26 protein-coding genes are annotated in these 21468 nt (G+C 65.0%); 13 read left to right on the forward strand and 13 right to left on the reverse strand.

Annotation, left to right across the window (positions count from 1 at the left end; genetic code table 11):
- Window positions 1–83 precede the first annotated feature (83 nt).
- Window positions 84–1469 (forward strand): methyl-accepting chemotaxis protein, encoded by a 1386-nt coding sequence (locus ACS5Q7_RS14480; protein WP_478339993.1) that lies wholly within the window; start codon window positions 84–86, stop codon window positions 1467–1469.
- Window positions 1470–1732: 263 nt separating this feature from the next.
- Here ACS5Q7_RS14480 and ACS5Q7_RS14485 read toward each other — a convergent pair whose 3' ends face one another.
- A complete protein-coding gene (locus ACS5Q7_RS14485; RefSeq protein ID WP_478339994.1) occupies window positions 1733–2431 on the reverse strand; it encodes a sigma-70 family RNA polymerase sigma factor in 699 nt (232 codons plus the stop codon).
- Window positions 2432–2991: 560 nt separating this feature from the next.
- On the opposite strand from ACS5Q7_RS14485, the gene ACS5Q7_RS14490 reads away from it, so the two are divergent.
- Window positions 2992–3756 carry a molybdate ABC transporter substrate-binding protein gene (locus ACS5Q7_RS14490; RefSeq protein WP_478339995.1) on the forward strand — a complete coding sequence of 255 codons (765 nt, stop codon included), beginning with the start codon at window positions 2992–2994 and terminating at the stop codon, window positions 3754–3756.
- Window positions 3757–4019: 263 nt separating this feature from the next.
- Here ACS5Q7_RS14490 and ACS5Q7_RS14495 read toward each other — a convergent pair whose 3' ends face one another.
- Window positions 4020–4334, reverse strand: coding sequence for a hypothetical protein (locus tag ACS5Q7_RS14495; RefSeq protein WP_478339996.1), 315 nt, complete (start codon window positions 4332–4334; stop codon window positions 4020–4022).
- 583 nt (window positions 4335–4917) lie between these two features.
- Between ACS5Q7_RS14495 and ACS5Q7_RS14500 the strand changes: the two genes are divergently transcribed.
- Window positions 4918–5103 carry a hypothetical protein gene (locus ACS5Q7_RS14500; RefSeq protein ID WP_478339997.1) on the forward strand — a complete coding sequence of 62 codons (186 nt, stop codon included), beginning with the start codon at window positions 4918–4920 and terminating at the stop codon, window positions 5101–5103.
- A 120-nt stretch (window positions 5104–5223) separates the two neighbouring features.
- On the opposite strand, the gene ACS5Q7_RS14505 is transcribed toward ACS5Q7_RS14500, so the two are convergent.
- Both ACS5Q7_RS14505 and ACS5Q7_RS14510 read right to left on the reverse strand, forming a co-directional pair.
- Complete coding sequence (locus ACS5Q7_RS14505; protein ID WP_478339998.1) at window positions 5224–6405, reverse strand: AAA family ATPase; 1182 nt, start codon at window positions 6403–6405, stop codon at window positions 5224–5226.
- Window positions 6406–6553: 148 nt separating this feature from the next.
- Complete coding sequence (locus ACS5Q7_RS14510; RefSeq protein ID WP_478339999.1) at window positions 6554–7039, reverse strand: hypothetical protein; 486 nt, start codon at window positions 7037–7039, stop codon at window positions 6554–6556.
- Window positions 7040–7477: 438 nt separating this feature from the next.
- Here ACS5Q7_RS14510 and ACS5Q7_RS14515 point away from each other — a divergent pair, with 438 nt between their 5' ends.
- From ACS5Q7_RS14515 to ACS5Q7_RS14535, 5 genes are all read left to right on the forward strand, one after another.
- Window positions 7478–7792, forward strand: coding sequence for a hypothetical protein (locus ACS5Q7_RS14515; RefSeq protein ID WP_478340000.1), 315 nt, complete (start codon window positions 7478–7480; stop codon window positions 7790–7792).
- The gene (locus ACS5Q7_RS14520) at window positions 7789–8136 is read left to right on the forward strand and encodes a hypothetical protein (RefSeq protein ID WP_478340001.1); all 348 of its coding nucleotides are present in this window, start codon (window positions 7789–7791) and stop codon (window positions 8134–8136) included. The genes ACS5Q7_RS14515 and ACS5Q7_RS14520 overlap by 4 nt, the downstream gene beginning before the upstream one ends.
- A gap of 364 nt (window positions 8137–8500) precedes the next feature.
- The gene (locus ACS5Q7_RS14525; protein WP_478340002.1) at window positions 8501–8842 is read left to right on the forward strand and encodes a hypothetical protein; all 342 of its coding nucleotides are present in this window, start codon (window positions 8501–8503) and stop codon (window positions 8840–8842) included.
- Window positions 8833–9033 carry a hypothetical protein gene (locus ACS5Q7_RS14530; RefSeq protein WP_478340003.1) on the forward strand — a complete coding sequence of 67 codons (201 nt, stop codon included), beginning with the start codon at window positions 8833–8835 and terminating at the stop codon, window positions 9031–9033. Before ACS5Q7_RS14525 ends, ACS5Q7_RS14530 begins: the two co-directional genes overlap by 10 nt.
- Window positions 9034–9377: 344 nt before the next feature.
- Window positions 9378–9692, forward strand: coding sequence for a hypothetical protein (locus tag ACS5Q7_RS14535; protein ID WP_478340004.1), 315 nt, complete (start codon window positions 9378–9380; stop codon window positions 9690–9692).
- Here ACS5Q7_RS14535 and ACS5Q7_RS14540 read toward each other — a convergent pair.
- A complete protein-coding gene (locus ACS5Q7_RS14540) occupies window positions 9680–11122 on the reverse strand; it encodes a mannose-1-phosphate guanylyltransferase/mannose-6-phosphate isomerase (RefSeq protein ID WP_478340005.1) in 1443 nt (480 codons plus the stop codon). The genes ACS5Q7_RS14535 and ACS5Q7_RS14540 overlap by 13 nt on opposite strands.
- Before the next feature lie 285 nt (window positions 11123–11407).
- Here ACS5Q7_RS14540 and ACS5Q7_RS14545 point away from each other — a divergent pair, with 285 nt between their 5' ends.
- Together ACS5Q7_RS14545 and ACS5Q7_RS14550 are read left to right on the forward strand one after the other, a co-directional pair.
- On the forward strand, window positions 11408–12223 hold the full coding sequence (locus ACS5Q7_RS14545; protein ID WP_478340140.1) for a universal stress protein: 816 nt from the start codon (window positions 11408–11410) through the stop codon (window positions 12221–12223).
- Between the two features lie 432 nt (window positions 12224–12655).
- On the forward strand, window positions 12656–13393 hold the full coding sequence (locus tag ACS5Q7_RS14550; protein WP_478340006.1) for a Crp/Fnr family transcriptional regulator: 738 nt from the start codon (window positions 12656–12658) through the stop codon (window positions 13391–13393).
- Window positions 13394–13400: 7 nt separating this feature from the next.
- On the opposite strand, the gene ACS5Q7_RS14555 is transcribed toward ACS5Q7_RS14550, so the two are convergent.
- The 3 genes from ACS5Q7_RS14555 to ACS5Q7_RS14565 form a co-directional block, all read right to left on the reverse strand.
- A complete protein-coding gene (locus tag ACS5Q7_RS14555) occupies window positions 13401–14207 on the reverse strand; it encodes a universal stress protein (RefSeq protein ID WP_478340007.1) in 807 nt (268 codons plus the stop codon).
- Between the two features lie 49 nt (window positions 14208–14256).
- Window positions 14257–14472, reverse strand: a complete 216-nt coding sequence (locus ACS5Q7_RS14560; protein ID WP_478340008.1) for a hypothetical protein — start codon at window positions 14470–14472, stop codon at window positions 14257–14259.
- Between the two features lie 75 nt (window positions 14473–14547).
- Window positions 14548–14781: a hypothetical protein gene (locus ACS5Q7_RS14565; RefSeq protein ID WP_478340009.1), complete on the reverse strand. Its 234-nt coding sequence runs from the start codon at window positions 14779–14781 to the stop codon at window positions 14548–14550.
- 748 nt (window positions 14782–15529) lie between these two features.
- Here ACS5Q7_RS14565 and ACS5Q7_RS14570 point away from each other — a divergent pair.
- Complete coding sequence (locus tag ACS5Q7_RS14570) at window positions 15530–15751, forward strand: hypothetical protein (RefSeq protein ID WP_478340010.1); 222 nt, start codon at window positions 15530–15532, stop codon at window positions 15749–15751.
- Here ACS5Q7_RS14570 and eutC read toward each other — a convergent pair.
- The gene (eutC, locus tag ACS5Q7_RS14575) at window positions 15741–16499 is read right to left on the reverse strand and encodes an ethanolamine ammonia-lyase subunit EutC (protein WP_478340011.1); all 759 of its coding nucleotides are present in this window, start codon (window positions 16497–16499) and stop codon (window positions 15741–15743) included. The genes ACS5Q7_RS14570 and eutC overlap by 11 nt on opposite strands.
- Window positions 16496–17899: an ethanolamine ammonia-lyase subunit EutB gene (locus ACS5Q7_RS14580; RefSeq protein WP_478340012.1), complete on the reverse strand. Its 1404-nt coding sequence runs from the start codon at window positions 17897–17899 to the stop codon at window positions 16496–16498. The genes eutC and ACS5Q7_RS14580 overlap by 4 nt, the downstream gene beginning before the upstream one ends.
- A gap of 468 nt (window positions 17900–18367) precedes the next feature.
- On the opposite strand from ACS5Q7_RS14580, the gene ACS5Q7_RS14585 reads away from it, so the two are divergent.
- Together ACS5Q7_RS14585 and ACS5Q7_RS14590 are read left to right on the forward strand one after the other, a co-directional pair.
- Window positions 18368–18607: a NepR family anti-sigma factor gene (locus ACS5Q7_RS14585; RefSeq protein ID WP_478340013.1), complete on the forward strand. Its 240-nt coding sequence runs from the start codon at window positions 18368–18370 to the stop codon at window positions 18605–18607.
- Window positions 18604–19191, forward strand: coding sequence for a sigma-70 family RNA polymerase sigma factor (locus ACS5Q7_RS14590; protein ID WP_478340014.1), 588 nt, complete (start codon window positions 18604–18606; stop codon window positions 19189–19191). The genes ACS5Q7_RS14585 and ACS5Q7_RS14590 overlap by 4 nt, the downstream gene beginning before the upstream one ends.
- Before the next feature lie 6 nt (window positions 19192–19197).
- Here ACS5Q7_RS14590 and ACS5Q7_RS14595 read toward each other — a convergent pair whose 3' ends face one another.
- The 3 genes from ACS5Q7_RS14595 to ACS5Q7_RS14605 all read right to left on the reverse strand — a co-directional run bounded on the left by ACS5Q7_RS14595 (window position 19198) and on the right by ACS5Q7_RS14605 (window position 21447).
- On the reverse strand, window positions 19198–19725 hold the full coding sequence (locus ACS5Q7_RS14595; protein ID WP_478340141.1) for an isochorismatase family protein: 528 nt from the start codon (window positions 19723–19725) through the stop codon (window positions 19198–19200).
- A 15-nt stretch (window positions 19726–19740) separates the two neighbouring features.
- On the reverse strand, window positions 19741–20742 hold the full coding sequence (locus ACS5Q7_RS14600) for an asparaginase (protein ID WP_478340015.1): 1002 nt from the start codon (window positions 20740–20742) through the stop codon (window positions 19741–19743).
- Between the two features lie 72 nt (window positions 20743–20814).
- On the reverse strand, window positions 20815–21447 hold the full coding sequence (locus ACS5Q7_RS14605; protein ID WP_478340016.1) for a hypothetical protein: 633 nt from the start codon (window positions 21445–21447) through the stop codon (window positions 20815–20817).
- Window positions 21448–21468 lie beyond the last annotated feature (21 nt).

Below are 21468 nucleotides of genomic sequence, written 5' to 3' on the forward strand. Positions count from 1 at the left end.
CAGGCCGCATGTCAAGCGCAACATTTCGATAAATAATTAACTCAAGCACGGGATTATCGCGAAAAATATTTCGGAAGCGCGCGATGATTGGTCTTAAGTTCCGCCAGGTAGCAAAACCTGCCTCAGAACCGGATACCGGCAGCAGTGAGAGTGTTCGACGCGAAGAAGTTCAGCGGTTGCTCGCGGCCGTCGAGCAGTTGATCACGAGCCAAGACTTATCTGCTAACGATCTGCCAGAAGGCCCTTTACGTGAAGCCTTTGCGCGCCTGATCAAGCAAAAGCGCCAAGATCGGCATAGTGACCTCGGCGTCCTCGCTACGGTAGCCAAGGAAGCCTCCGAGGCGGCCATCAACGTCGGTTGGACTACCCACGATGTCGGCCAAGTCGCAGAATCTGCTCAGACAATCGCCAGCGCCACCGAGGAGATGGTCGCCTCCATCGCTCAGGTTTCGGACACCTCCGAGGCTGCGGGCGGTTCGTCGGAACTTGCACGAACGGCCATGCTCGCCTGCCTCGGCGAATTGCAGCAGGTCCGGCAGGCCATGCAGGCCATCGACGCGCGCACGACGCAGATCGATGAACGAATGAGTGTCCTGCAAGGGGCTGTCGCACAGATCGGGACGATGGCAGGTACCATCGCCAGCATCTCAGGACAGACTAACCTCCTTGCCCTGAACGCCACTATTGAGGCCGCTCGTGCAGGGCAGGCCGGAAAAGGCTTCGCCGTCGTCGCCTCCGAGGTCAAAGCGCTGTCGGCCCAGACTGCAAAATCGACGAATGAGATCCGTACCTGGCTTGGGACGTTGCAGGCCGAGATGGGGCAGATCACGAACGCCGTAAGCGAAAGCCGTACTGCGGTACTCGCCGGCTCGGCGACGGTCGAAAAGCTCGGTGTCTGCGTCGAGGAGGCCGATGCCAGTATCCGGCAGACCAGCGACCTGAACCGTGCGCTGTCTGACATGCTAGCTCAGCAACGGCAGGCTACGCAGGAGATCGCGCAGAACGTGCAGGGCATCGCCGAAAAGGCGACCAAGACACGGGGCGAGATCGCGAGCATCACCGAGCGGCTGGTCAAAGCCGAGGGCACGGCTCAGATGGCTCTCGATGCTGTCGAGGACGCTACGGCGGCCTATCCGCTCGTGCGATTGCCCGTGGACGTCGGGGCTTGGAAGCGTCGGCTAGCGAGCATTCTGCTGGGACAAGTTGCACCAGACAGAAGGGCAGCCTTCTTGCGGGATGAAGGCTCACCTGCGCTAGCTGTGCAGTTGAGGGGCACGCCCTACGAGCAGCATCCAGCTCTGGCCCGATTTGCTCGGGCGGAACAGGAGGCTCAGGCTGAAGCTAAGCGGTTGGTAGCAGCCCTGTCGAAGCATGATTGGGACACCGGCACCCCGGCCTTCAACGCAGCATCTGAGGCGATGATGATCATGCTGGCCGCAGCAGATGAGTTGGTCGCTAGCCCTGCCTAGCGCGATCCAGCGTGTGCAACGGCCAGTTCGTTGATCCAACAGGCCAGCTGAGGGCAATGAGGGCTTTGCCCGCGTTCTGAGCGGCGAAGGTAGCAAGGATCTTGGGCTCGTCCATGCGGGCGAGATAGGGCGGCTGGATCACCGAGAAGGGGTCGATTTCTGCCGGTCTGCTTTCGGACGGCTGAACGACGAAACGGAAATCACCGCTGTGCCAGCTTACCACCTTTTGCGCAGGTACAGTGTAGGTACGTACAGATCCAGCGTCAGGCTGGCTGCCTGTCGTCCCGCAACCCGAGTTGCTCGACGAGTGACGCCCTGGCTCGGCTGACCCGGCTCTTCACCGTGCCGACCTGGCACCCGATCAGGACTGCCGCCTCCTCGTAGGTCCGCCCCTCGGCCCCCACCATCAGCAGGGCCTGGCGCTGCGCTTTGGGCAGGCCGCCGATCCTGTCCCAGACGACCTTGAGGGTGCTCGCGTCCTCCTGGTCGGCCGGCCACATGAGCTTGCCCGCCTGAACGCCCTCGGCGTCCTCGACCTCGCGCTTGCGCTTCCTCATCTCCGAGTAGAGCTGGTTGCGCAGGATCGTGAAGAGCCAAGCGGTGAAGTTCGTGCCGGGTGTGAAGTGGTGCCACTTCGTCCAGGCCCTTGCGAAGGTCTCCTGCACGAGGTCGTCGGCACGGGTGACGTCGCCGGTGAGTGAGAGCGCGAAGGTGCGCAGCGCCGGCAAGGCGCGCAGAAGGTCGTCACGGAACTCGTTGGCGACGGTCTGCCCTTGCCGGGCGAAGGCGGCCTCGAACCGGGCGACGAGGTCCGTCAGCGTGGCCGGAAGCGGCTCAGACTGGATATGGCTGAAGTAGTCGCGGAGCGGTGCAGCTAGATAAACTGACAGCTCGCGCGCAAGTATTTCATGCCCGACATCATTGCGGTCGATGTCATCGCCCCCTTGTAAATTATCGCTCATGATGAAACGAACCGAAACCAATTAAGCTACGCCATTTGTAGCTCTTCCAATTCGATAGCAATCGAAACATGAACCCGTGCTAAATGGGAAGGAAGACTTAACTGTACTGGTCGCCCTGACGCATGACCCCCGGCTGCCGGGTATGCGCGCGGTGCTGCGCGGCCATAGCTCGCCCGCCCTCGCCCATGTAGCTCGACGCCATGTCAGCCAGTTCCGCGCCGTCGCCCCTCCCCGATCCCGTCGCCCGCTGGAGGGACGCGCTCGACACTCTGTCGCCGCACGCCTCGCCCTGCCGCTACCTCGCCCCAGTCAAATGGGCGGCAATCAGTGAGCGCGGTATCAGGTTTTGACGGTGGTGTGTGACCGGACCACACCCGTCGTTCGAGTGGAAGCAGAAGTGTACTGGTTCGAGTGCTATTGTATCCGTGCTCAAGCTTGGCAGAGTAACATCCAAAATATGCTTGGTTTCACGTTGCATTGGCGACATTTTGCTTGCTCGGCATAGGGCCCTTGATCCGAGGCGGGGCGATGCCTGTTCCGGACCGACGTGGGGGGTGGGGATGGTCAGGATCGTATGGAGGCTAAGCGCGCTGTGCCTGCTCGCAGTGGCCGTATGGAGCTTTTCGGCCGCCGTGCGGGCCGCCGATATCACCGTCCTCTGCTCCCAAAGCCTGAGGACCTCTCTGGTCGAGCTTGCGCCACAATTCGAGCGCGCCGGCGGCGACCGCCTCCTCATCACCTACGACACGTCCCACAACCTCAAGGCGATGGTCGAGGGAGGAGCGCCGTTTGACGTCGCGATCCTGACCCCGGCTCTGGTCGTTGCCTTGATCCAGCAGGGCAGGATCGCTGACGGCAGCGCTGCAACCATCGCTCGCACGGGAGTTGGCATCGCCATCAGGAAAGGTGCCCCTCGGCCGGACATCGGCTCCGCTGAGGCGCTGAAGCGAACACTCCTCGAAGCGAGTTCGGTCGCCTACAGCACCTCCGGCGCGAGCAGAGCGGTGTTCGTCGCGGCCCTCCGGCAGCTCGGGATCGAGGACGAGGTGAAGGCCAGGGGCAAGGCGGTGTCCCAAGGGTTGACTGGCGAGCTTGTCATGCGGGGGGAGGCCGATCTCGCCGTCCAATTGATGCCGGAGTTGATGGCAGTCCCCGGCGTAGACGTCGTCGGCCCGTTTCCTCCCGACGTGCAGTCGTACCTGGTGCTAAATGGTGGAATCTCTGTCGATACGGCGCACAGAGAGCGGGTGAAAGCGTTCCTCGCGTTCCTCAAGACCCCAGCGGCCGCAGCCGTCATTCGAGCTAAGGGGCTGGAGCCCGGTTGAGAAATGAACTTACGGGCATAGCTCAAGGGGCGTTCGCAAGCGGCGCATCAGTGCAATCTGAAAGACGCATCGCTTCAGTCTTGCTGACTCGGCGACGAGACGCATCGGCTCAGCTGGACGGCGGCCGAACTGTTCGCGGTTCACCCGAAGCACGTGACGCTGCGCATCGACTATTGCGGCGTGCTGATGATTGCGGACAACCGGCCGAAGGGCACTTGAAGCCGGCGGCCGATCTCAGCGCCATACTGCCCGAACAGGACCGATCAAGGCACGAGGGGTGGGTGGTAGCCGAAGGTCATCATTAGCACGCTGGCCAACGTAGGCAGCACCAGGGTATGCGCGAGGAACTGCATCGCGGTGTAAGCGATCTGTTCATGCGGTCGCAGGCTGAACACTGATAGCGGGGATGCGCAGGCGACCAGTTCCCTGGTTCGCTGGGCACTCAGCGACGTCTGCGCGCTCTTGCTGCGGAATGTATCAGTGGCGGTGCAGTAGGCCGAGGCGCCTTCGGCCGGATGGATAGTATGAAGCTGGCGAACGCGCAGTCGGAGATGGCTTAGGTAGGTACGCAAATCCAATGCGACATCCCAAAGATTGCCACTCAAACTTTGAAGACGCTCCATAGCTTAGGCGAGTTACAGCCATTCCGAGCAGAAAAGAATAAATGTCAGTGGTGCAAGTACGCAAAACGACACAACGAATGAATGAACATTTCCACCCAAATCAAACCCTTTTTCGCGGCAATTGCCGGCACATTCTGCGACAGATTGCGTCCCGTCGTGTTCTTGTTGGAAACAAGGGCAATTATTCATAGCGGTCCCTCAAATTACGAGAGGGTAGAGGCCGACTCACTTGGCCCCAGCCAAATTAAGTCATAACTTTTGATTAGTAGGCTGTCCACCTTGCACTGCAAAATCGGTATGTAGTTACGACTTGCATTCTTGAGGTAACGAATGCCGAGCAGAAAACTGAGATGCAATCATATATGTGATTGTTCACACGACCAGCACTTAAACGGCCAAGCTGTGTTGGGGCTCATCACAGGCGTGCGCTTTCAATCATTGGCATGAACTGGCGTTGCTGAACGCGCAAGCGGCAGTGACGTAGGCCGTGTCTCTCGTTCGTCAGCTCTATATCTCTCCCAGAGACGGAGAGCATGTCGTGTTCACGGTGAAGGGAATCGATCCGAAGGGCCGGGCTATGACCTTCGCCTGCGGGACCGACGAGCAGGCGATGGAGAAGACATGGGAACTGCAACGGCGCGGCTTCCGAGAGGTCGTAGTCGTCGACCTCAAGGGTAAGGAGCTGCCCGCTGCCTCTTTCGAGCGCTCGCTTGAGATAGACTGAGACTAGCTAGGATGCAATGGCTAGTCGAGCGGGCGTGAGCTGTCGCAGCTCTTTGAAGCTTAGTCAGTTAGTTGTTCGCGCCAGCATTTAAAGTCGATCAAATGTGAGCATTATTCCGCATCAATCCAGCGGCGGCATAGTTCTCCTCATATAAGAGTCAAATAGTGGAACCGTAAACGCTGTCTCGCCATGACGGGGCGAATAGATCATACCCTTTTTAATCAAGTTGTTGCGCGTTGGAGCTGCGCTTGTAGTCTTCTGGCCGACCTGATTAGCAACCTCTCCGGATTTATGGGTACCCGGTCCCAATTCCGCGAGAGCCCTCATATACTTCTTTTCTGATGGATTGCATCGGTCAAATCTTACCTTAAAGAAATTTTCGTCCAAGGTGGCAAGAGACTGTCCTGTCGCTGCCTCAACATCATTTTTAGTGATAATGTTACCTTTTGCCACGTTCCACGAGTCGTGGCCCCATTGCTGTAAAAAGTATGGGTAGCTCTCAGTAACCCGAAGTATCTCTTTGAGTGCGTCGTCAGTGACCTCAGCTCCCTCTGCATGGGCAGGCTTAATTATAGCCTCTTCGGCGTCAGACTCAGACAAAGCGCCGATATTTGGATATTTGAAGAGCCGTTCAGCGTAGGATTTTGACTCTCCGGCCAAAGCCAGGATTTGCGGAAGCCCCGCACCAATAAGTGTAAGGGGAAGATTTGCTTGCGAAATCCTATGCACTGACATGATAAGCGCGCTAAACTCCTTAATACTAAGGTACTGAAGTTCATCTATTAAGACCACGACTGGTCGATTGGCTGCTTTTGCGGCCTCTGCTACTATGACAAACAAGGATGGAAGATCGTGCTCCAGGTCTCCGCTGTCTGCGTAACCAGCTTCTGCATCCATATTGATGCCAATATCAAAATCATTTATGCTTAAGCTTATACCATTAAAGAAGCTTTTTAGCACTCTTAAGCCTCTGCGCGCGTGATCTTTTGCGCTTTCTACGTAGCTCAGCGACAGAAGCACGGATTTAAGTCCCGGGCCTATCATCTCGGCCAGAGATTTGCCTTCATGGGCCTCAACCAGATACGCTTTATACCCTTTTATCTCGGCTATCTCTCGGGTTTTGTTTAGAAGTACTGTCTTTCCTACACCTCTTAATCCAACCAAGATAGAACTTTGCGTTGGTCGCCCGATTGCTACACGTTGCAAAGCGACGTCAATATCGTTGATTATAGCCTTTCTGCCGGCTAGTTCGGGAGGGGGCGTGCCGGCTCCAGGAGCAAAGGGGTTCCGGACAGGGTCCATATTGATCTATTCCGACTTTATACGTTTATAGCGAATTTCGAGCGTGATCCGCTATAAATCGATAAACTCGCTATGTGGTCGTTATGCTCAGGCGTTCAAGCCCGTCCGTTTCCGAGTTGGGGGCAGCGTTGCCTCCCGCGAGGTGAGGCTAATCAACAATCCGTACAAGTTCGGCGAGGGCATGTTTTATTACATCCTCGACGTTTTCGGTTTTAAAATCGGCTGTAGGTATAAGTGAAATGCGTTGAGCGGGGCTATTAGATGAATAGTCATCGGGCCAAAATACCGCTTCTATTCCATCGCTTTGACGCACTCGAAAGCCATGCAAGCTCGTCGGTGTAGTTCCTCCATGTGAATTCTTCTTATACAGTCGGAAATATCTGTGGACTTTAAATCCATCCCTATGTCTGTGAGATAGATCCGGGTCCGAATTGATACTCACCCCATGTGGCGCAAGTTGCTTTTTAGCCTCTTCCACAGCGGGCTTAAATGCCGCATCTAAAGGTGCAGCTATTGCATCGAGTATGTCCTGAGCCTTTCTAGCTTCGCGCTCCCGAGTCGCCTGCGCTTCGTCCTCACGCTGACGTCGCTTCTCGTTTTCGGTTTCTAGAAACTTGCCGTAATCAGTTGCCATAGTGCTCGCCTTAGCTGTGATCTTTAGTCCAATCGGCACCTAAGTTTCATCTTCTCGGCGTTACGATCGCGTTCATTTGGGAACTTCGCGTTTTTGCGCATACCCCTGACCCATGAGCCAATCAGCGAGGGCAAGGCGAATTGCCTCTGGTCGGGATGGCTTTGGATTGGGCTGATCGGCAATCCAAGCGTCGAGGGGCGAGAGGCTGTCTGGCTGTAGCCGCACCTGAATAGGAACGCCTTGACCGGTCGGTTTAGGACCGCGCCGTTTCTTTGGTTGCAAAGTTTCTTGCGTAGCCATGGCAATCATGGTACCAAAGAAACGGCCCAGCAGGAAGGTGAGATTTCCCGCCGGGCCTAACCACCAACTGCACCGGGAGTGCTGTTTATGGCTATCCACCACCTTACACCGCCCATTCGCGGCGGTGAACGCCCGCGCTTGTCTTGCGCACAGCGTGGCCCCGTCACCATCGCCCTCGCGGCTATGCACGCCGCCGATCCCGACCGCCAGCGCATCCGCGACCTGCGCCGCCGGATCGCCGAGCGGATCGAGGCCGACATCGCCCTGCTCGACGCGCTGGACGGCGATACCGACTTGGAGGCGGACTACACCCACGTCGGTCGCGATGCCGATGGGAAGGTCTGCACCTTCGGTTGCAGCAGCGACGACGAGGGCCTGACCGACGACAACGGGCTCGGCGACTTCGACGCGCTCACTGAGCAGGGCTTCTTTGGCTACGGGAGGTGCGCATGAACGCCCCCGCGAACCGTCGAGGCTTCCTGCGCGGCCTCACCACCCTGCCGCTGATCGGCGGCGGCATTACCCTGATCGGCGCTCCGTCTGCCGTGGCGCAGCCCGTCACAGATGGGTTGCTGATGGCCTACAACGAGTGGCTGTTCATGGAACGCCGAATGCTCTGTGAAGAACAGTGCCCCGGCGATCCGAACGCGGAGCGATTCGTCCCCACGAACACAGGAGCCCATACCTTTCATTTTTGGGATGAGGATTGGCGCGCTCCGCACCGGCAACCCTCAACCCGCGCGGCTCTCGTGTTAAGTGCCGTTGGCTGCGAATGGCAAGGGAGGGGGATATGGTAGCCCCCGTGCAGCGTCGTGGCTTCCTACGCGGCCTTGTTTCACTCCCCCTCATCGGGGGCGGCGTGACGCTTATCGGTTCGCCGACTGCTGTAGCCGAGCCTTGCAGCCTTAGCCTGTTGGATCGCTACACCGACTGGCTGGCGGTCGAGTATGGCGAGGCCCTCATCGAGCGGTGCGCACTAGCGCCGAGCACCAGCCACGCCCATTCGCTCGCGATTATGAAATTCCGACGCGATTGGGTTCAGGACAACCGTACGCTGAACCCTCGGCAGGACCGCTTGAAAAGCGCTCCGGCCGCGCTGCCATCAACCCGCGCTGCACTCGTTCTCAGCGCGGTCGGATGTAACGGGCGGGAGGGCTCGGCATGGCTGTGACCTCACACAAGCCAGTTCGTCTGGCGGCTGAAAATGGTCGTCGCGTCGGACGCCTGAGTAGGTCCAAAAGGCAGGCCGCGCTCCCCGCGATGGAAGCAGCGCGGCTTCGACGATCTATCGCAATGATCCGCGAGGAGGCGGAAAAGATCACTAAGCGCGGCGAGGAGGCCAAGAAGGTATTGGAGAAGGCGTTCTTCGTCGCCGGCGGCGATGATCGCTTAGTAGCGAGGGCGCTCGCCCGTGAAGCCCTGATTGAATGCTCGCACGCAATGGGTGCCTACATGGTCCTCCGCTACTGCGAGATGGCCGAGGAGGGCACGCTATGCGCGTGATCTATCCCTTCATCTACGCCGTGGCGTGGTGGAACATGCGCCGCGTCCGTCGTGCTGAAGCCGACTTCCGCAAGGCCACGTTCTACGCGATCCGCGCCGAAAGGACGCTTGTCGCTGTCGGACTAATGCCAGCGATGCTTACGGATAGCGGTCTTCCAGCCGTGCCTCAGCTCCCCAACTTCCGACGCTGATACCCGGCCCGGCCGCTTGCGCGGTCGGAAACACCTCCGAGCCGGAATTCATTCCCCGAGCCCAGTCGGGCCTCACGAACGCTGCTCGCGCATCCGGTGCGGGCGGCGAGTTCTCTAGCGTTCCTAGCCGTTCCTTAGAAGCCGCTCTCACGATGCGGGCTGAGGTGTGGGTAGACTAGATACAAGAAAGGATAACCAATTGGAATTAATTAAGAATATCAGCTCACATTGCGGACGGGCATTCCGCGGCAGAGGGCGACGGCTGAAGGGAACACCGTTGCGACTCGGAAAAAATCCGTAATATAAGTACGTAATCCTGGCAATGGCCGAGGGTGGGCCAAGGCATGTTCGACTGGCTGTGGTTTAGCGCCCTCTGGGTTTTACTTGTCGTGGTTGTGTCGTCCATTGCGGCGGCGGCGCTCTGGATCCTGGGCGAGCCGTTCGTCCTGGCGCGCCTCGTGCCGCGCCCCCAGGTCGAGGCCCTGGCCGACGCGGTGATGCGCGATCACCCCGAGGACCCGGACGAGTGGGCCTTCCTCGAGGAACACGCCGCCTGGCACCGCAGCCGGAGCCGCGAGCAGGCCCTGTGGCGGCAGGTGCGGCGGGAAATCCGGCGCCGCCGCGATGGAGCGGCGCCGCCGCCCGTTCAGCGGCCGTAGACGTCCTCGATGCGGATGATGTCGTCCTCACCGGTATAGGACCCGACCTGGACCTCGATCAGCTCGAGGGGGATCTTGCCGGGATTGGAGAGGCGGTGGACGCAGCCGATCGGCAGGTAGATCGCCTCGTTCTCGTGGACGAGGGAGACGCGATCATCCACCGTGACCTCGGCGGTGCCGCGCACCACCACCCAATGCTCGGCGCGGTGATAGTGCTTCTGCAGCGAGAGCCGGGCGCCGGGCTTGACCGTGATCCGCTTCACCTGGAAGCGCGAGCCGATGTCGATGCGCTGGTAACTGCCCCAGGGGCGGTACATCAGGCGATGGGCATCGGCTTCGGGCTCGCCCCTGGCGCGCAGCTTCTCCACCAGCCCCTTCACCTCGCCGCCCCGCTCGCGGGTGGTGACGAGCACCGCGTCGGAGGTCGCCACCACGACCACGTCGTCGAGGCCGACCACGGTGGTGAGGAGTTCGCCCTCGCTGTGGACGAGGCTGTTGCGGGTGCCGTGCAGGGCCACGCGACCGCGCGTGGCGTTGCCGTCCGCATCCTGCGGCGAGACGTCCCACAGGGCGCCCCAGGTGCCGATGTCGGACCACGGGAACGAGACCGGCAGCACCGCCGCGCGCGCGGTCCGCTCCATCACCGCGTAGTCGATCGAGATCTGCGGCGACTTCAGGAAGGCCTCGGTGTCGAGGCGCAGGAAATCGAGGTCGCGCACGGCCCCGGTGAGGGAGGCCGCCGCCGCCGACAGCACCTCCGGCGCGTGGGTGCGCAGCTCCTCGAGCATCACGTCGGCCCGGAAGAGGAAGTAGCCGCTGTTCCACAGCGCGCCCTCGGCGATGAGGCGCTGGGCGCGGACGGCATCGGGCTTCTCGAGGAACCGCTCGACCACCCGCGCCCCGGCGTCTCCGGCCGCGTCGGGCAGGGGCTCGCCGGGCTGGATGTAGCCGTAGGCCGTCGCGGGCGAGGTCGGCACGAGGCCCAGCGTCATGATGCGGCCGGCCCGCGCCCCGAGGCTCGCGGCGCGCACCGCATCGAGAAAGGCGGCATCGTCGCCGACGATGTGGTCGGCCGCGAGGATCAGCACGAGGGCGTCGGGCTGGCGGGCGGCGGCGTGGAGCGCGGCCACCGTGACCGCCGCCGCCGAGTCGCGCCGGGCCGGTTCCAGCAGGATGTCGGCCGCGAGGCGGGCCTGCGCCAGCTGCTCCGCCACGATGAACCGCGCGTCGTTGGCGGTGATCACCGCAGGCCGGGCGAAGAGGGTCGCGTCCGTGACGCGGGCGGCGGTCGCCTGGAAGGAGGAGCGGTGTGCCTCGGCCAGCGGAATGAACTGCTTCGGGAAGCTTTCGCGCGAGGCCGGCCACAGCCGCGTGCCCGAGCCGCCGCAGAGGATGACCGGATGGATGAGATCTATGGTGTCACCCGACATCGGCTCGCTCCTGCCGTCGCATTGGTTCCGCACCGGACCGCATGGCGTCCCGTCATGGCGGCGCGATGACTTGCGGGCTCTGTATCAGAAAGCAGAAATGCCCGGTTAAAAAACGGATTTTAACCTCACCACGGCGTCCCAATCCTATCGGGGCCGGCAATAACCGGGCCAGGACGGATGGGTGCTCACCCGAATCGACGTCCGGGCTTGCGCTGGATCAAGGCACCCACCCGCACCTGCGCGAGGATGGCGCCCACGACGCGGGAGGCGATCATGGGCGCGATCCTGGACTATGCGAGCATCATGGTGGCGGTCGACTCCGAGGAGGGATCGCGGGACCGGGTGAGGATGGCGGCGCATCTCGCCGACTCATTCGGCGCGCGGCTCGTCGGCATCGCCGCGGAGCGGCCGGATTACGGCCTCTTCGTCACCGATCCCGGCGCGGGCGGCCCGTCCGTCCTGCCGGTGCTGCACGAGAACTGCCTGGAGCGGATGCGGCAGGCCGAGGCCCTGTTCACCGAGGCCGCCGCCGGACGCAGCCGGCTGGCCTGGCGCTCCGACATCGCGGACCCGCTCTTCTTTCTGCTCGGCCAATCCATGGCGGCCGACCTCGTGGTGATCGGCCGGAAGGCCCGGGACAACCCGGCCGAGCGCTTCGCCGTGGCCCCCGCCGATGTGGTGATGCAATGCGGGCGCCCGGTCCTCATCGCGCCGCCGGGCGTGTCATATTGCGAGGCGAGCCGCATCGCGATCGGCTGGAAGAACACCCGCGAGGCGCGGCGCGCCGTGGCCGACGCGATGCCGTTCCTGCGCCGGGCCTCGCGGGTCGTGGTCTGCCACGTGGCGGACGGAAGCGGACCGGACGAGGGCGACGACCTCGTCCGCGTCCTGGAGGCCAGGGGCATCGCCGCCTGCGCCGCCCGGACCGAGGGCGACGGCGCCGACACCGCCTCGGCCCTCGTGGACCTCGCCTGCGAGCACGCGGCCGGCCTCCTCGTAACCGGCGCCTACGGCCATTCGCGACTCAGCGAATGGGCCTTCGGCGGCGTCACCCGCGATCTGCTGCGCGCGAGCCCGATCTGCTGCTTGATGAGCCATTAGCGCGGTTTCGGTTTGATCCGGATCACCTGCTTTACCGTCTTTGCGAGCGACAGCGAAGCAATCCAGGGCAGCGGGACCTGAACGGATGTGGCGGATCCCTGGATTGCTTCGCTTCGCTCGCAAAGACGGGAGGCGCAGCATGATCCGGGGACGCGCCATGTTCGGAAGCAGCCCCAATCCCTGAATTGCTTCGCCGCGATCGCACAGACAACGGAAGAGACGCGATCCACGAATCACTCAATTTGCTTGAGCAAAGCCGTCGCGGAGCGTGGCACAGGGCTTCGAACGTGGTAGCTTTCCCGTCACGTCCGGCGCCGTGACATCGACTGAAGTCGAACGCTTCTTTGCGAGGCGGCCAATTGGCCTGAACGATTATTCGCGTTAATCTTGTGTCGTTGCGCCGTTTCATGGCGCAAAACGGGATGCCGGCGCATGATCACCACCGAGACGACGCCTGCGCCCGCCCATGTCTGCCATCACGGGCGGCAAAGCGACGGCTGCCTCGATTGCAAGGCGCGGCTGTTCAGCGTCTGCGCCGCCCTGTCCACCGACGAACTCGAGGAGTTGGAGGCGCTAAGCCGCCAGATCGGCCTCGCCCCCCGGCAGGCGCTGTTCGCGCAGGACGACGAGGCGACGGCCGTCTACAACCTGACCGACGGGGCGATCCGCCTGTCGCGCCTGCTGCCGGACGGGCGGCGCCACGTGATGGGCTTCGCCCTGACCGGCGACTTCCTCGGCCTCGCCCTGCCGGAGCGCTTCGGCGTCACCGCCGAGGCCCTGGGGCATGCCAGCCTGTGCCGGTTCGAGCGCGGTGCCTTCAAGGCGCTGGTGGCGGACAAGCCCCACCTGCTCCAGCGAATGCACGAGCGCGCCGGCTACGAGCTGACCCTGGCCCAGGACCAGATGATGCTTCTGGGCCGCCGCACCGCCGAGGAGAAGGTCGCGCTGTTCCTGGTGGGCCTGCGCCGGCGCTACGCCCGGATCGGCCACGATTCGATCACGCTGGAATTGCCGATGGGCCGGCAGGACATCGCCGACCATCTCGGCCTCACCATCGAGACGGTGAGCCGGATGCTCACCCGGTTCGACCGCGAGCGGATCATCCTGATCGTCCCCGGCGGCGTGCGCCTGCTCGATCCCGCCCGGCTGGAGCGCCTCGCTGCCGGCTGACGCGGGATCAATGGCTCATCAGGCAGCAGACCGGGCTGCGCTGGATGAGATCGCGGGTGACGCCGCCGAAGGCCCATTCGCGCAGGCGGGAATGGCCGTAGGCCCCCGTCACCACGAGGTCGGCCTCCTGACGCCGGGCGAAATCGAGGATCTCCTCGCCCGCGCCGCGCCTGTCCTGCAGGAGATGGGTCGTCACCGCCGCCCCGTGCCGGGCGAGGTAGGCGGCCACCTCCTCCGCGCCCTCCGCGCCGGAGCCGTCGCCGACGGAGGCGACGTAGACCTGATCGGCGTGGCGAAGGAAGCCGAGGGCGCCGGACACCGCCCGACGCGCCTCCACCGTATCCTTCCAGGCGACGACGATGCGCGAGGCCCGGAGCGCATCGATCCCCGGTGGCACCACGAGGACCGGACGCCCGGCCTCCATCAGCACCGGACCCGCCGGCACCCCGAGTGGCCCCGGCCCGTCCTCCCCATGCTGCCCGACCACCACGAGGTCGGCCGCGCGGGCAAGCGCGACCAGATGGGTGAGCGGACCCGCATAGGAGGCCCGCCATTCGGTGTCGAAGGCACCCTCGGCATTGCGCGCGAACACCTCACGGGCGCGGCCGAGTTCGGCGAGAACGGCCTCGCGGTTGCGCTCTTCCTGACGCTGCGCGTCGTAGATGTCGCTGACCAGCACCGGCGCCGGCACCTTCCGGGCGGCCGCACCGGTGAGAATCGCCTCGAACCGTTGCGTCAGGCCGGCGGCCAGCCTGATGCGGCCGGGCGCACCCGCCGTCAGGTCCACCGAGACCAGGATCTTCGCGTAGGACATGGTGACCTCCACTGCTCGCGCCGCCGGCCCCTCGGGCGGACGGCGCCGTTCAGAGGGCGATGCGCATCAGCGCGGTGACGAGGAGCGCGGCCAACGCCGCGAGCACGAAGGCGGTGAAGCTGCCGAGACGGCCGTTCAGGTGGCCCGTGCCGTTCCGCGCCCTGCTCGACGGGCTCGGCGCGGTGACGGCCGTGCCCCGGGGCATCCGGACCACCGGGGTGGGCTGGGGCAAGGGAACGGAGGCGGGAAGGGGCTGCGTCGTCATCGGGAACCTCCTCAGCGAGGTCCCCATGGTGGCGCACCGGACCCGGCGCGCCTTGATCCAGCGCAAAGGCCCGCGCTACTGCACGGGCGCGTTGGTGCTCGCCACGATGGGAAGCCCGGCCGGAGCCTCCCCGCAGGCGATGCAGCGTAGGCGCTGGGCGACCGCGACGACATCCTCGTCGGCCCTTGCATCGAGCTGGCCCCAACTCGCCCAGGTCGAGGCGCGACAGGTCGGGCAGCGGGGAATGCGCAGGCCGCGATGGCCGGTCTTCTGCCAGTCGCCGACCGTCTGGGGACGGAAGACGCTCATGTCCGACGCGTGCCGCACGGGGCGAAGGCCGGATCGCTCGCCTGCATCATCGTTGTCCCCTGAGACCGTGTTTGCGCGGGTCTATGCCCCGCGAACTGTCTGACGTCGATCACGAGTTAGTGTTTTCGCGTAACATCTGAGGAATTTGTCTCCGGGAAACTCCGGCAATGTCGAACGGTTCCAAATACACGCATGTTTCTAAATTACGTAGACCGAAGCCATAGCCGCGTGTCTTGCACTATAAACCGCTCGAATCCACGCCGAATGCATTCTGCCGTAGCGCGATAGATTTGCAGTCGCGCAGCAGTTGTAATACGCCGCGCGGCCTCTCATCGACGCCTGCGGGTCTCCCGGCCTTGATCCCCATCAAGGACCATGGGCGCGCGACACGATTTCCCGCCCGGTGCCCGGAGCAGCGGCCGATCACGTCGAGGCGGCCCCCACCCTCTCCCCTCACCGTCTTTGCGAGCGCGAGCGAAGCAATCCAGGGGCGGGCGAGTCGCTTCCGACCGTGGCGCGTCCCTGGATTGCTTCGTTCCTCGCAATGACGGAGGCGGACGCGACCGTTCCGGCCAGATTCTCAGGCTGAGGGGACGATCTGGAGAAGGCGGGCTGAACCGATTCGTTCGGGTGCGGCTCCAGCCGCCGGATCGTCCGTTTGCGCTGGATCAAGGTGAGGTTGCCCGCGCGGGATCACACAGGTCGGCATCGGGATCGCGCGATTCCGCTCCCGTCGAGGAGGCCCGCCATGGAGACCGTTCCCCCACTCCGACCCTGCACCTGCGGCAACGAGGCGACGTGCCGGACGGCGCGCGAGCGCGAGGCCGCCTATCCCGGCGCTCCGAAGGAGCCGGGGCGGGAGCCGGATCCCGAGCAGGCCCCGGCGCCCACCCGCGACCTCGACTGGCTCGACCCGCTGGACGAATCGGAGTTCGACGCCCTTCGCCTCGCCTGGGCCTTCATGCAGTAGCGGGACCCGGCAGCGCGGCCTCGTCCCGCCGAAGCCCGACGCCGCTGAGCCGCTGCGCGAACATGGCGCGCAGCAACGACTCCATCTGCGCGCCCGCCGCCTCGATGGAGAGGCCGTCCTGGCGGATGTTGGAGATGCAGTTGCGCCGGGAATCCGGCAGGCCCGGCTCCGGCGCGAAGGTGACGTAGCAGCCGAGGCTGTCCGAGGCCGAGAGGCCCGGCCGCTCGCCGATCAGCACCACCACCGCCCGCGCCTTCAGGCGCGCGCCGATGGGGTCGCCGAGCGCCACCCGCGCTTGCGTCGCCACGACGAGGGGCGCGAGGCTCCAGCCGGCCCGCTTCGCCCGCGCCGCCAGCGCCGCCGCCGCCGGCACCGCATTGAGGGCGACCGCCGTCGCGGAGAGCCCGTCCGCGATGACGATGGCGAGGTCGGCACCCTGCCCCGCCCCGTCGAGGACGGTTTCGCAGTCGGGATGAAGCGTCCGGCCCTTGTCCGGCCGCCGCAGGTATTCCGCCCTGTCGGTGGCGTTGGAGCGGACTTCGACCGTGTCGAGCCCCTGCGCCGCCAGGGCCTCGCGGATCGCCGCCGGATCGAGGGGCGTCCACACCGCCTCGCGGGCGCGGGCATGGTCGAGGCCGAAGGCCAGCGAGGCGGCGGTGGGCCAGCCGGCGCCGTGGGCGCCCAGCGCAATCCGGGCCTGGGTGAGGGAGCGCAGGTCCCGCAGGGTCGGGCGCGGGGGCTCGCTCATGCGGCCTTCCCCGGAAGGAGACGGGACGCCTCGGCGAAGGCACCGGGCAATTCGCCCGCGCCACCGCGCAGCAGCCCGCGGGCGTCGGTGACGCCGACCTCCCTAAGCCACGCCTCGAATTCCGGGGCCGGCGCCCGGCCGAGCGTCTGCCGCGCGAATACGGCATCGTGGTGGGAGAGGGACTGGTAGTTCAGCATCACGTCGTCCGCCCCCGGCACGGTGATGACGAAGTTCACCCCCGCCGCGCAGAGCAGGGTGAGGAGGGCGTCCATGTCCTCGCCATCGGCGTCGGCATGGTTGGTGTAGCAGACGTCCACCCCCATCGGCAGGCCGAGGAGCTTGCCGCAGAAATGGTCCTCCAGCCCGGCGCGGATGATCTGCTTGCCGTCGTAGAGGTATTCCGGCCCGATGAACCCGACCACCGTGTTGACGAGGAGCGGATCGAACTCCCGCGCCACCGCGTAGGCGCGGGCCTCCATCGTCTGCTGGTCGACGCCCCAATGGGCCTCCGCCGAGAGAGCCGAGCCCTGCCCGGTCTCGAAATACATGAACTGCCCGTCCGCCGGGCAGCGGCCCAGCGCCCGGCCCGCCTGCGCCGCCTCGCGCAGCACCGCGAGATCGACCCCGAACCCGGCATTGGCCTTCTGCGAGCCGGCCACCGACTGGAACACGAGGTCGACCGGCGCGCCCCGCGCCATCGCCTCGATCGCCACGGTGACGTGTCCGAGGCAGCAATGCTGCGTCGGCACGTTGAGCCGCAGCCGGAGGGTTTCCAGCAACTCGACGATGCGGATGTAGTCCGGCAGCGAGTCGGTCGCCGGGTTCACGCCGATCACCGCGTCGCCCGACCCCATCAGCAACCCGTCGAGGGCCGAGACGAGGATGCCTTCGGACGAATCGGTCGGGTGGTTCGGCTGGTTGCGGGTGGACAGCCGCCCCGGCAGCCCGATGGTCGAGCGGAAGCGCGTCACCACCGCCCGCTTGGCCGCGATGGCGACGAGATCCTGAAGCCGGCAAATTTTTGCGACGGCCGCCACCATTTCCGGCGTCAGGCCGGGGGACAGGGCGGCGAGCGCCGGCCCATCGGCCTCGACGCGGAGCAGCCATTCCCGGAACGCGCCCACCGTGAGGGACGAGACCGGCGCGAAGGCCGCCGGATCGTGCCGCCGGGCGATGAGGTCCGACACCTCGTCCTCCTCGGAGGGAATCAGCTCCTGTGCGAGGAACGTCTTGAGCGGCAGGTCCGCGAGGGCGATCTGCGCCGCCAGCCGCTCCACCGGCCCCTCGGCGGCGATCCCGGCGAGCTGGTCGCCCGAGCGCTCCGGCGTCGCCTTGGCCATCAGGCTCTTCAGGTCGGGGAAGGTGAAGCGCGTCCCCTCGATGGTGGTCGCATACGCCATGGCGGGATCTCCGCAGGAGCCTGAGGCGATTCTCGCCGCTCCGGCGCCGGAACGCTAGTGCAGTGACGCACTCACTCCGTTCATGCGCCTCCGCACTAGCTCTTTGTTTTTGCATCAATTTTTCCAGACCCGGCTGACGCCTTCGTCTGGATCGATGCACTAGGGGCCGCCCCAATCCGGCCACGCTTCACGCTCAGGAACCGTTCATCCTCGTTACTCCATAGTCATTGCCAAGCTTAGATATATTTCTGCTTTGTTACTTGTTACATTGGCGAAACAATTGGTGAGACTAGTGCGTGTCGCCACTTAATATTTGCTGAATACAAAGTTCAGAACTGATTAAATCCCCAAATCCTATCAGCGCCGCCATCAGGGCGATGCGCCGAGACGCCGCCGGACGGACCGCACGATACGTCGAACGGACCGCACGGATGTGAGCCGGGCTCGCCCGTCCGAAAGGGCGAGACGATGGCTGACGATCACGATGAGGAGGCGGGGCCCGGCGCGATCCGGGCCGGGCCCCGAACGGCGAATCCCCGCCGGGGCTCCGTCGATGCCGTGTCCCGTGCCCGGATCGGGCGCGAGTTGCAGCGGCACTACGCGCAGGTCTTGGCCCTGCCGATCCCCGACCACTTGCGCGCCCTCGTGGACGGCCTCGCCGAAACCGGCGGGATGTCCGAGCGCGCCGAACGGGAGCCTTCGCGATGATGCAATCCCTTGCTTCGCCCCCCGCCCCGGTGGGGACGCCCCCGGGCGCCGACGCGGAAATGCGCGAGCTTCTGCTGGGCGCGATCCCGGCGCTGCGTGCCTTCGCCTTCTCGCTGACCTACGACCTCGACCGGTCGGACGACCTCGTGCAGGACACGCTGGTGCGGGCCTGGACGCGGGCCGAGAGCTTTCGCCGGGGCACCAACCTCACGGCGTGGCTGTTCACCATCCTGCGCAACCTGTTCTATTCGGAGCAGCGCAAGCGCAAGCGCGAGGTGGAGGATGCCGATGGCGTCCACGCCGCGCGCCTCGCCGCCCTGCCCGAGCAGGAGGTGCGGATGGAAATGGCGCAGTTTCAGGATGCCCTGAACCTGCTGCCGCATGCCCAGCGCGAGGCGCTGATCCTCGTGGGCGCGCAGAGCTTCACCTACGAGGAAGCCGCCGAGATCTGCGGCGTGGCGGTGGGCACCATCAAGAGCCGGGTCAGCCGCGCCCGCGTGCGGCTGATCGAGAGCCTCGGCATGCAGGGCACGGACGATATCGGCGCCGATAGCGCCACGCGGGCGGCGCTGGAGGACCGCTGAGCCGCCCTACTTGATGAGCCGCACCACCTCGCGGAAACGGGGATGGGCGGCGGTGCCGAGCCATTCGAACACCACCATCTCGGTGGTGACGATATCCGCGCCATGGGCCGCGAGGCGGGCGAGCGCCGCGTCGCGGTTCTCGGTGCGCCGGGAACCGACCGCATCGCGCACGATCCGCACGCGATGCCCCGCCGCCATCAGGCCCATCGCGGTCTGCAGCACGCAGATATGCGCCTCGCAGCCGGCGAGGATCACCTCCGCGCCGTCCGGGACACGGGCCAGGAATCCCTCCTGCCGGGTCACGTCGAACTCCATCTTGGCGATGGTCTCACCGCCCGACAGGTCCGGTACCGTGGACCCCAGCGCGCCGGGGTTCTGCTCGGTGAGCAGCACCGGCACGCCGAGGATTCCCGCCGCGTCCTTCAGGCGCCGCGCATTGGCCACCACCGCACCCGCCTCGGCAATGGCCGGCATGAGCCGGGCCTGAAAGTCGATGAGCGCGAGGAGCGAGCGCGCGGCTGCGATGGGCGGCAGCGTCATGGACGGCTTTCAGTAGGTCGCGAAGAAGGTGGCGATCGTCGCCGGATCCTGTGTCACGGTGAGCGCCAGGGACAAGAGGATCCGCGCCTTCTGCGGCGTCAGGTTGTCGGCGGTGAGGATGCCGCGCTCGCGCAGGCGCGTGCTCAGGGGCACAATGCCGCTGCCCGCCCGCGTCGACATCACCACGGTCAGCCCCGCCGCCGCCGCTTCCGCGAGGGCGTCGGCCTCGGCGGGCGGCACCATGCCGGGGGCGAGCCCCGCCGCCACGAGGCCCCGCGCGCCCGCCGCCCGGAAGGCGCGCACCGCCGTCCCGTCCGCGTCGGCATAGGCGTAGGTGATGTCCACGCGCGGCAGGGCGGGCAGCGCGCGGATGTCGAACGGCGTGCCGGGGGCGTGCGCCCGCTCGGTGCGGCGGTAGTAGCGCACGCTGTCGCCATCGACATGGCCGAGCACCCCGAAATCCGGCGTGCGGAAGGTTTGCAAGCGGGTGACGGAGGTCTTCGTGACCTCCCGCGCCGCCTGGATCTCATCGTTCAGGACGACCAGCACACCGCGCCCGCGCGAGGCCGGCGCGGCGGCGGTGCGCACGGCCGCCACGAGGTTGAGCCCGGCATCGGTGGACAGGGCGCTCATCGGCCGCTGCGAGCCGACGAGGACCACCGGCAGATCGACCGTGAGCGTGAGGCTCAGGGCATAGGCCGTTTCTTCCAGCGTCGCCGTGCCGTGGCCGATGACGATGCCGGCGAGGTCGGGATGCTCACCCGCGACGCGCTCGCAGAGCAGGACGAGATCGCGCCATTCCGCGAAGCCGATGGCCGGGCTCGTCACAGCCTGGAACGGCACCGGCACGATCTCCGCGACCTGCGCCAGGTCCGGCACCGCCGCGACGACGCCCCCGGCATCGAGCCGCCGGTCGGTCGCCGTGTAATCGAGGATATCGAGCGGGTCGCGCCCGAGCGACGAGATCGTCCCACCCGTGCCGATGAAGGCCACCTTCGGCTTGCCGGTCATCCCTGCCTCAATCCCTGTCCAACGGGCCTGCGATGCGCCCGCCGGTGAGGGAGTGCAAGTCGCCGGCCGGCCTCAGCTATTGAAGTCGAACAGCAGCGCTGAGGATTGCGTCGACGCGGTCTGCCCACTCGCGGCATAGCTTGCGCTGTTCGATTGGGCAGCCTGGACCTGCTGGATGAAGGTGTTGAGCAGGTCGCTCGCCGAAGTTCCGGTGCTGGAACTCGTGGACGAGGACGCGCTCGAGGAGGATGTGCCTGAGACGCCGCCGACAGGAGGCGGGCCGGGCGGGGGACCATCCGGACCATCGCCGTCGGCATCGGAACTCGAACCGGAGCTCGTGACGCTCTGGCCGTGACTGGCGAAGAGGTTCTTCAACTCGCTCGCCTGTCCGCTCGTGAGGGCGCCGCTGCTCTCCTGATCCGAGATCAGGCTGTCGATCCGGTCCTTGATCGACGACGGGTCGAGCTTGTTGCCGCTCGACGGACCCGACGTGCTCGTGGCGGATGTGCTCGAGGACGAATCACCCTGCAGGCTCGAATCGATCGAGCTGAGGGCGCTGGTCAGGGCGGTGGCGTCGGTGCTGCTCAGGGCACCGCTCTGCTCCTGCTGCTGAATGGCGTCGGAGAGGCGGTGCCGACCTGAATGGGCGTGGGATGTCGATTGCGGCGTATACGCCTGGGTCGCGGTGGATGAGATGCTCGTCACGGGGGTCGTCTCGTCACGGAA

The organism is Methylobacterium sp. Gmos3 (assembly GCF_056430985.1).

Bases quoted from the DNA above. Each gene is read 5' to 3' on its own strand.
- ACS5Q7_RS14480 (WP_478339993.1), top strand. From the start codon at position 84: ATGATTGGTCTTAAGTTCCGCCAGGTAGCAAAACCTGCCTCAGAACCG.
- ACS5Q7_RS14485 (WP_478339994.1), bottom strand. From the start codon at position 2,431: ATGAGCGATAATTTACAAGGGGGCGATGACATCGACCGCAATGATGTC.
- ACS5Q7_RS14490 (WP_478339995.1), top strand. From the start codon at position 2,992: ATGGTCAGGATCGTATGGAGGCTAAGCGCGCTGTGCCTGCTCGCAGTG.
- ACS5Q7_RS14505 (WP_478339998.1), bottom strand. From the start codon at position 6,405: ATGGACCCTGTCCGGAACCCCTTTGCTCCTGGAGCCGGCACGCCCCCT.
- ACS5Q7_RS14510 (WP_478339999.1), bottom strand. From the start codon at position 7,039: ATGGCAACTGATTACGGCAAGTTTCTAGAAACCGAAAACGAGAAGCGA.
- ACS5Q7_RS14520 (WP_478340001.1), top strand. From the start codon at position 7,789: ATGAACGCCCCCGCGAACCGTCGAGGCTTCCTGCGCGGCCTCACCACC.
- ACS5Q7_RS14525 (WP_478340002.1), top strand. From the start codon at position 8,501: ATGGCTGTGACCTCACACAAGCCAGTTCGTCTGGCGGCTGAAAATGGT.
- ACS5Q7_RS14530 (WP_478340003.1), top strand. From the start codon at position 8,833: ATGCGCGTGATCTATCCCTTCATCTACGCCGTGGCGTGGTGGAACATG.
- ACS5Q7_RS14535 (WP_478340004.1), top strand. From the start codon at position 9,378: ATGTTCGACTGGCTGTGGTTTAGCGCCCTCTGGGTTTTACTTGTCGTG.
- ACS5Q7_RS14540 (WP_478340005.1), bottom strand. From the start codon at position 11,122: ATGTCGGGTGACACCATAGATCTCATCCATCCGGTCATCCTCTGCGGC.
- ACS5Q7_RS14550 (WP_478340006.1), top strand. From the start codon at position 12,656: ATGATCACCACCGAGACGACGCCTGCGCCCGCCCATGTCTGCCATCAC.
- ACS5Q7_RS14555 (WP_478340007.1), bottom strand. From the start codon at position 14,207: ATGTCCTACGCGAAGATCCTGGTCTCGGTGGACCTGACGGCGGGTGCG.
- ACS5Q7_RS14560 (WP_478340008.1), bottom strand. From the start codon at position 14,472: ATGACGACGCAGCCCCTTCCCGCCTCCGTTCCCTTGCCCCAGCCCACC.
- ACS5Q7_RS14565 (WP_478340009.1), bottom strand. From the start codon at position 14,781: ATGAGCGTCTTCCGTCCCCAGACGGTCGGCGACTGGCAGAAGACCGGC.
- ACS5Q7_RS14570 (WP_478340010.1), top strand. From the start codon at position 15,530: ATGGAGACCGTTCCCCCACTCCGACCCTGCACCTGCGGCAACGAGGCG.
- eutC (WP_478340011.1), bottom strand. From the start codon at position 16,499: ATGAGCGAGCCCCCGCGCCCGACCCTGCGGGACCTGCGCTCCCTCACC.
- ACS5Q7_RS14580 (WP_478340012.1), bottom strand. From the start codon at position 17,899: ATGGCGTATGCGACCACCATCGAGGGGACGCGCTTCACCTTCCCCGAC.
- ACS5Q7_RS14585 (WP_478340013.1), top strand. From the start codon at position 18,368: ATGGCTGACGATCACGATGAGGAGGCGGGGCCCGGCGCGATCCGGGCC.
- ACS5Q7_RS14590 (WP_478340014.1), top strand. From the start codon at position 18,604: ATGATGCAATCCCTTGCTTCGCCCCCCGCCCCGGTGGGGACGCCCCCG.
- ACS5Q7_RS14600 (WP_478340015.1), bottom strand. From the start codon at position 20,742: ATGACCGGCAAGCCGAAGGTGGCCTTCATCGGCACGGGTGGGACGATC.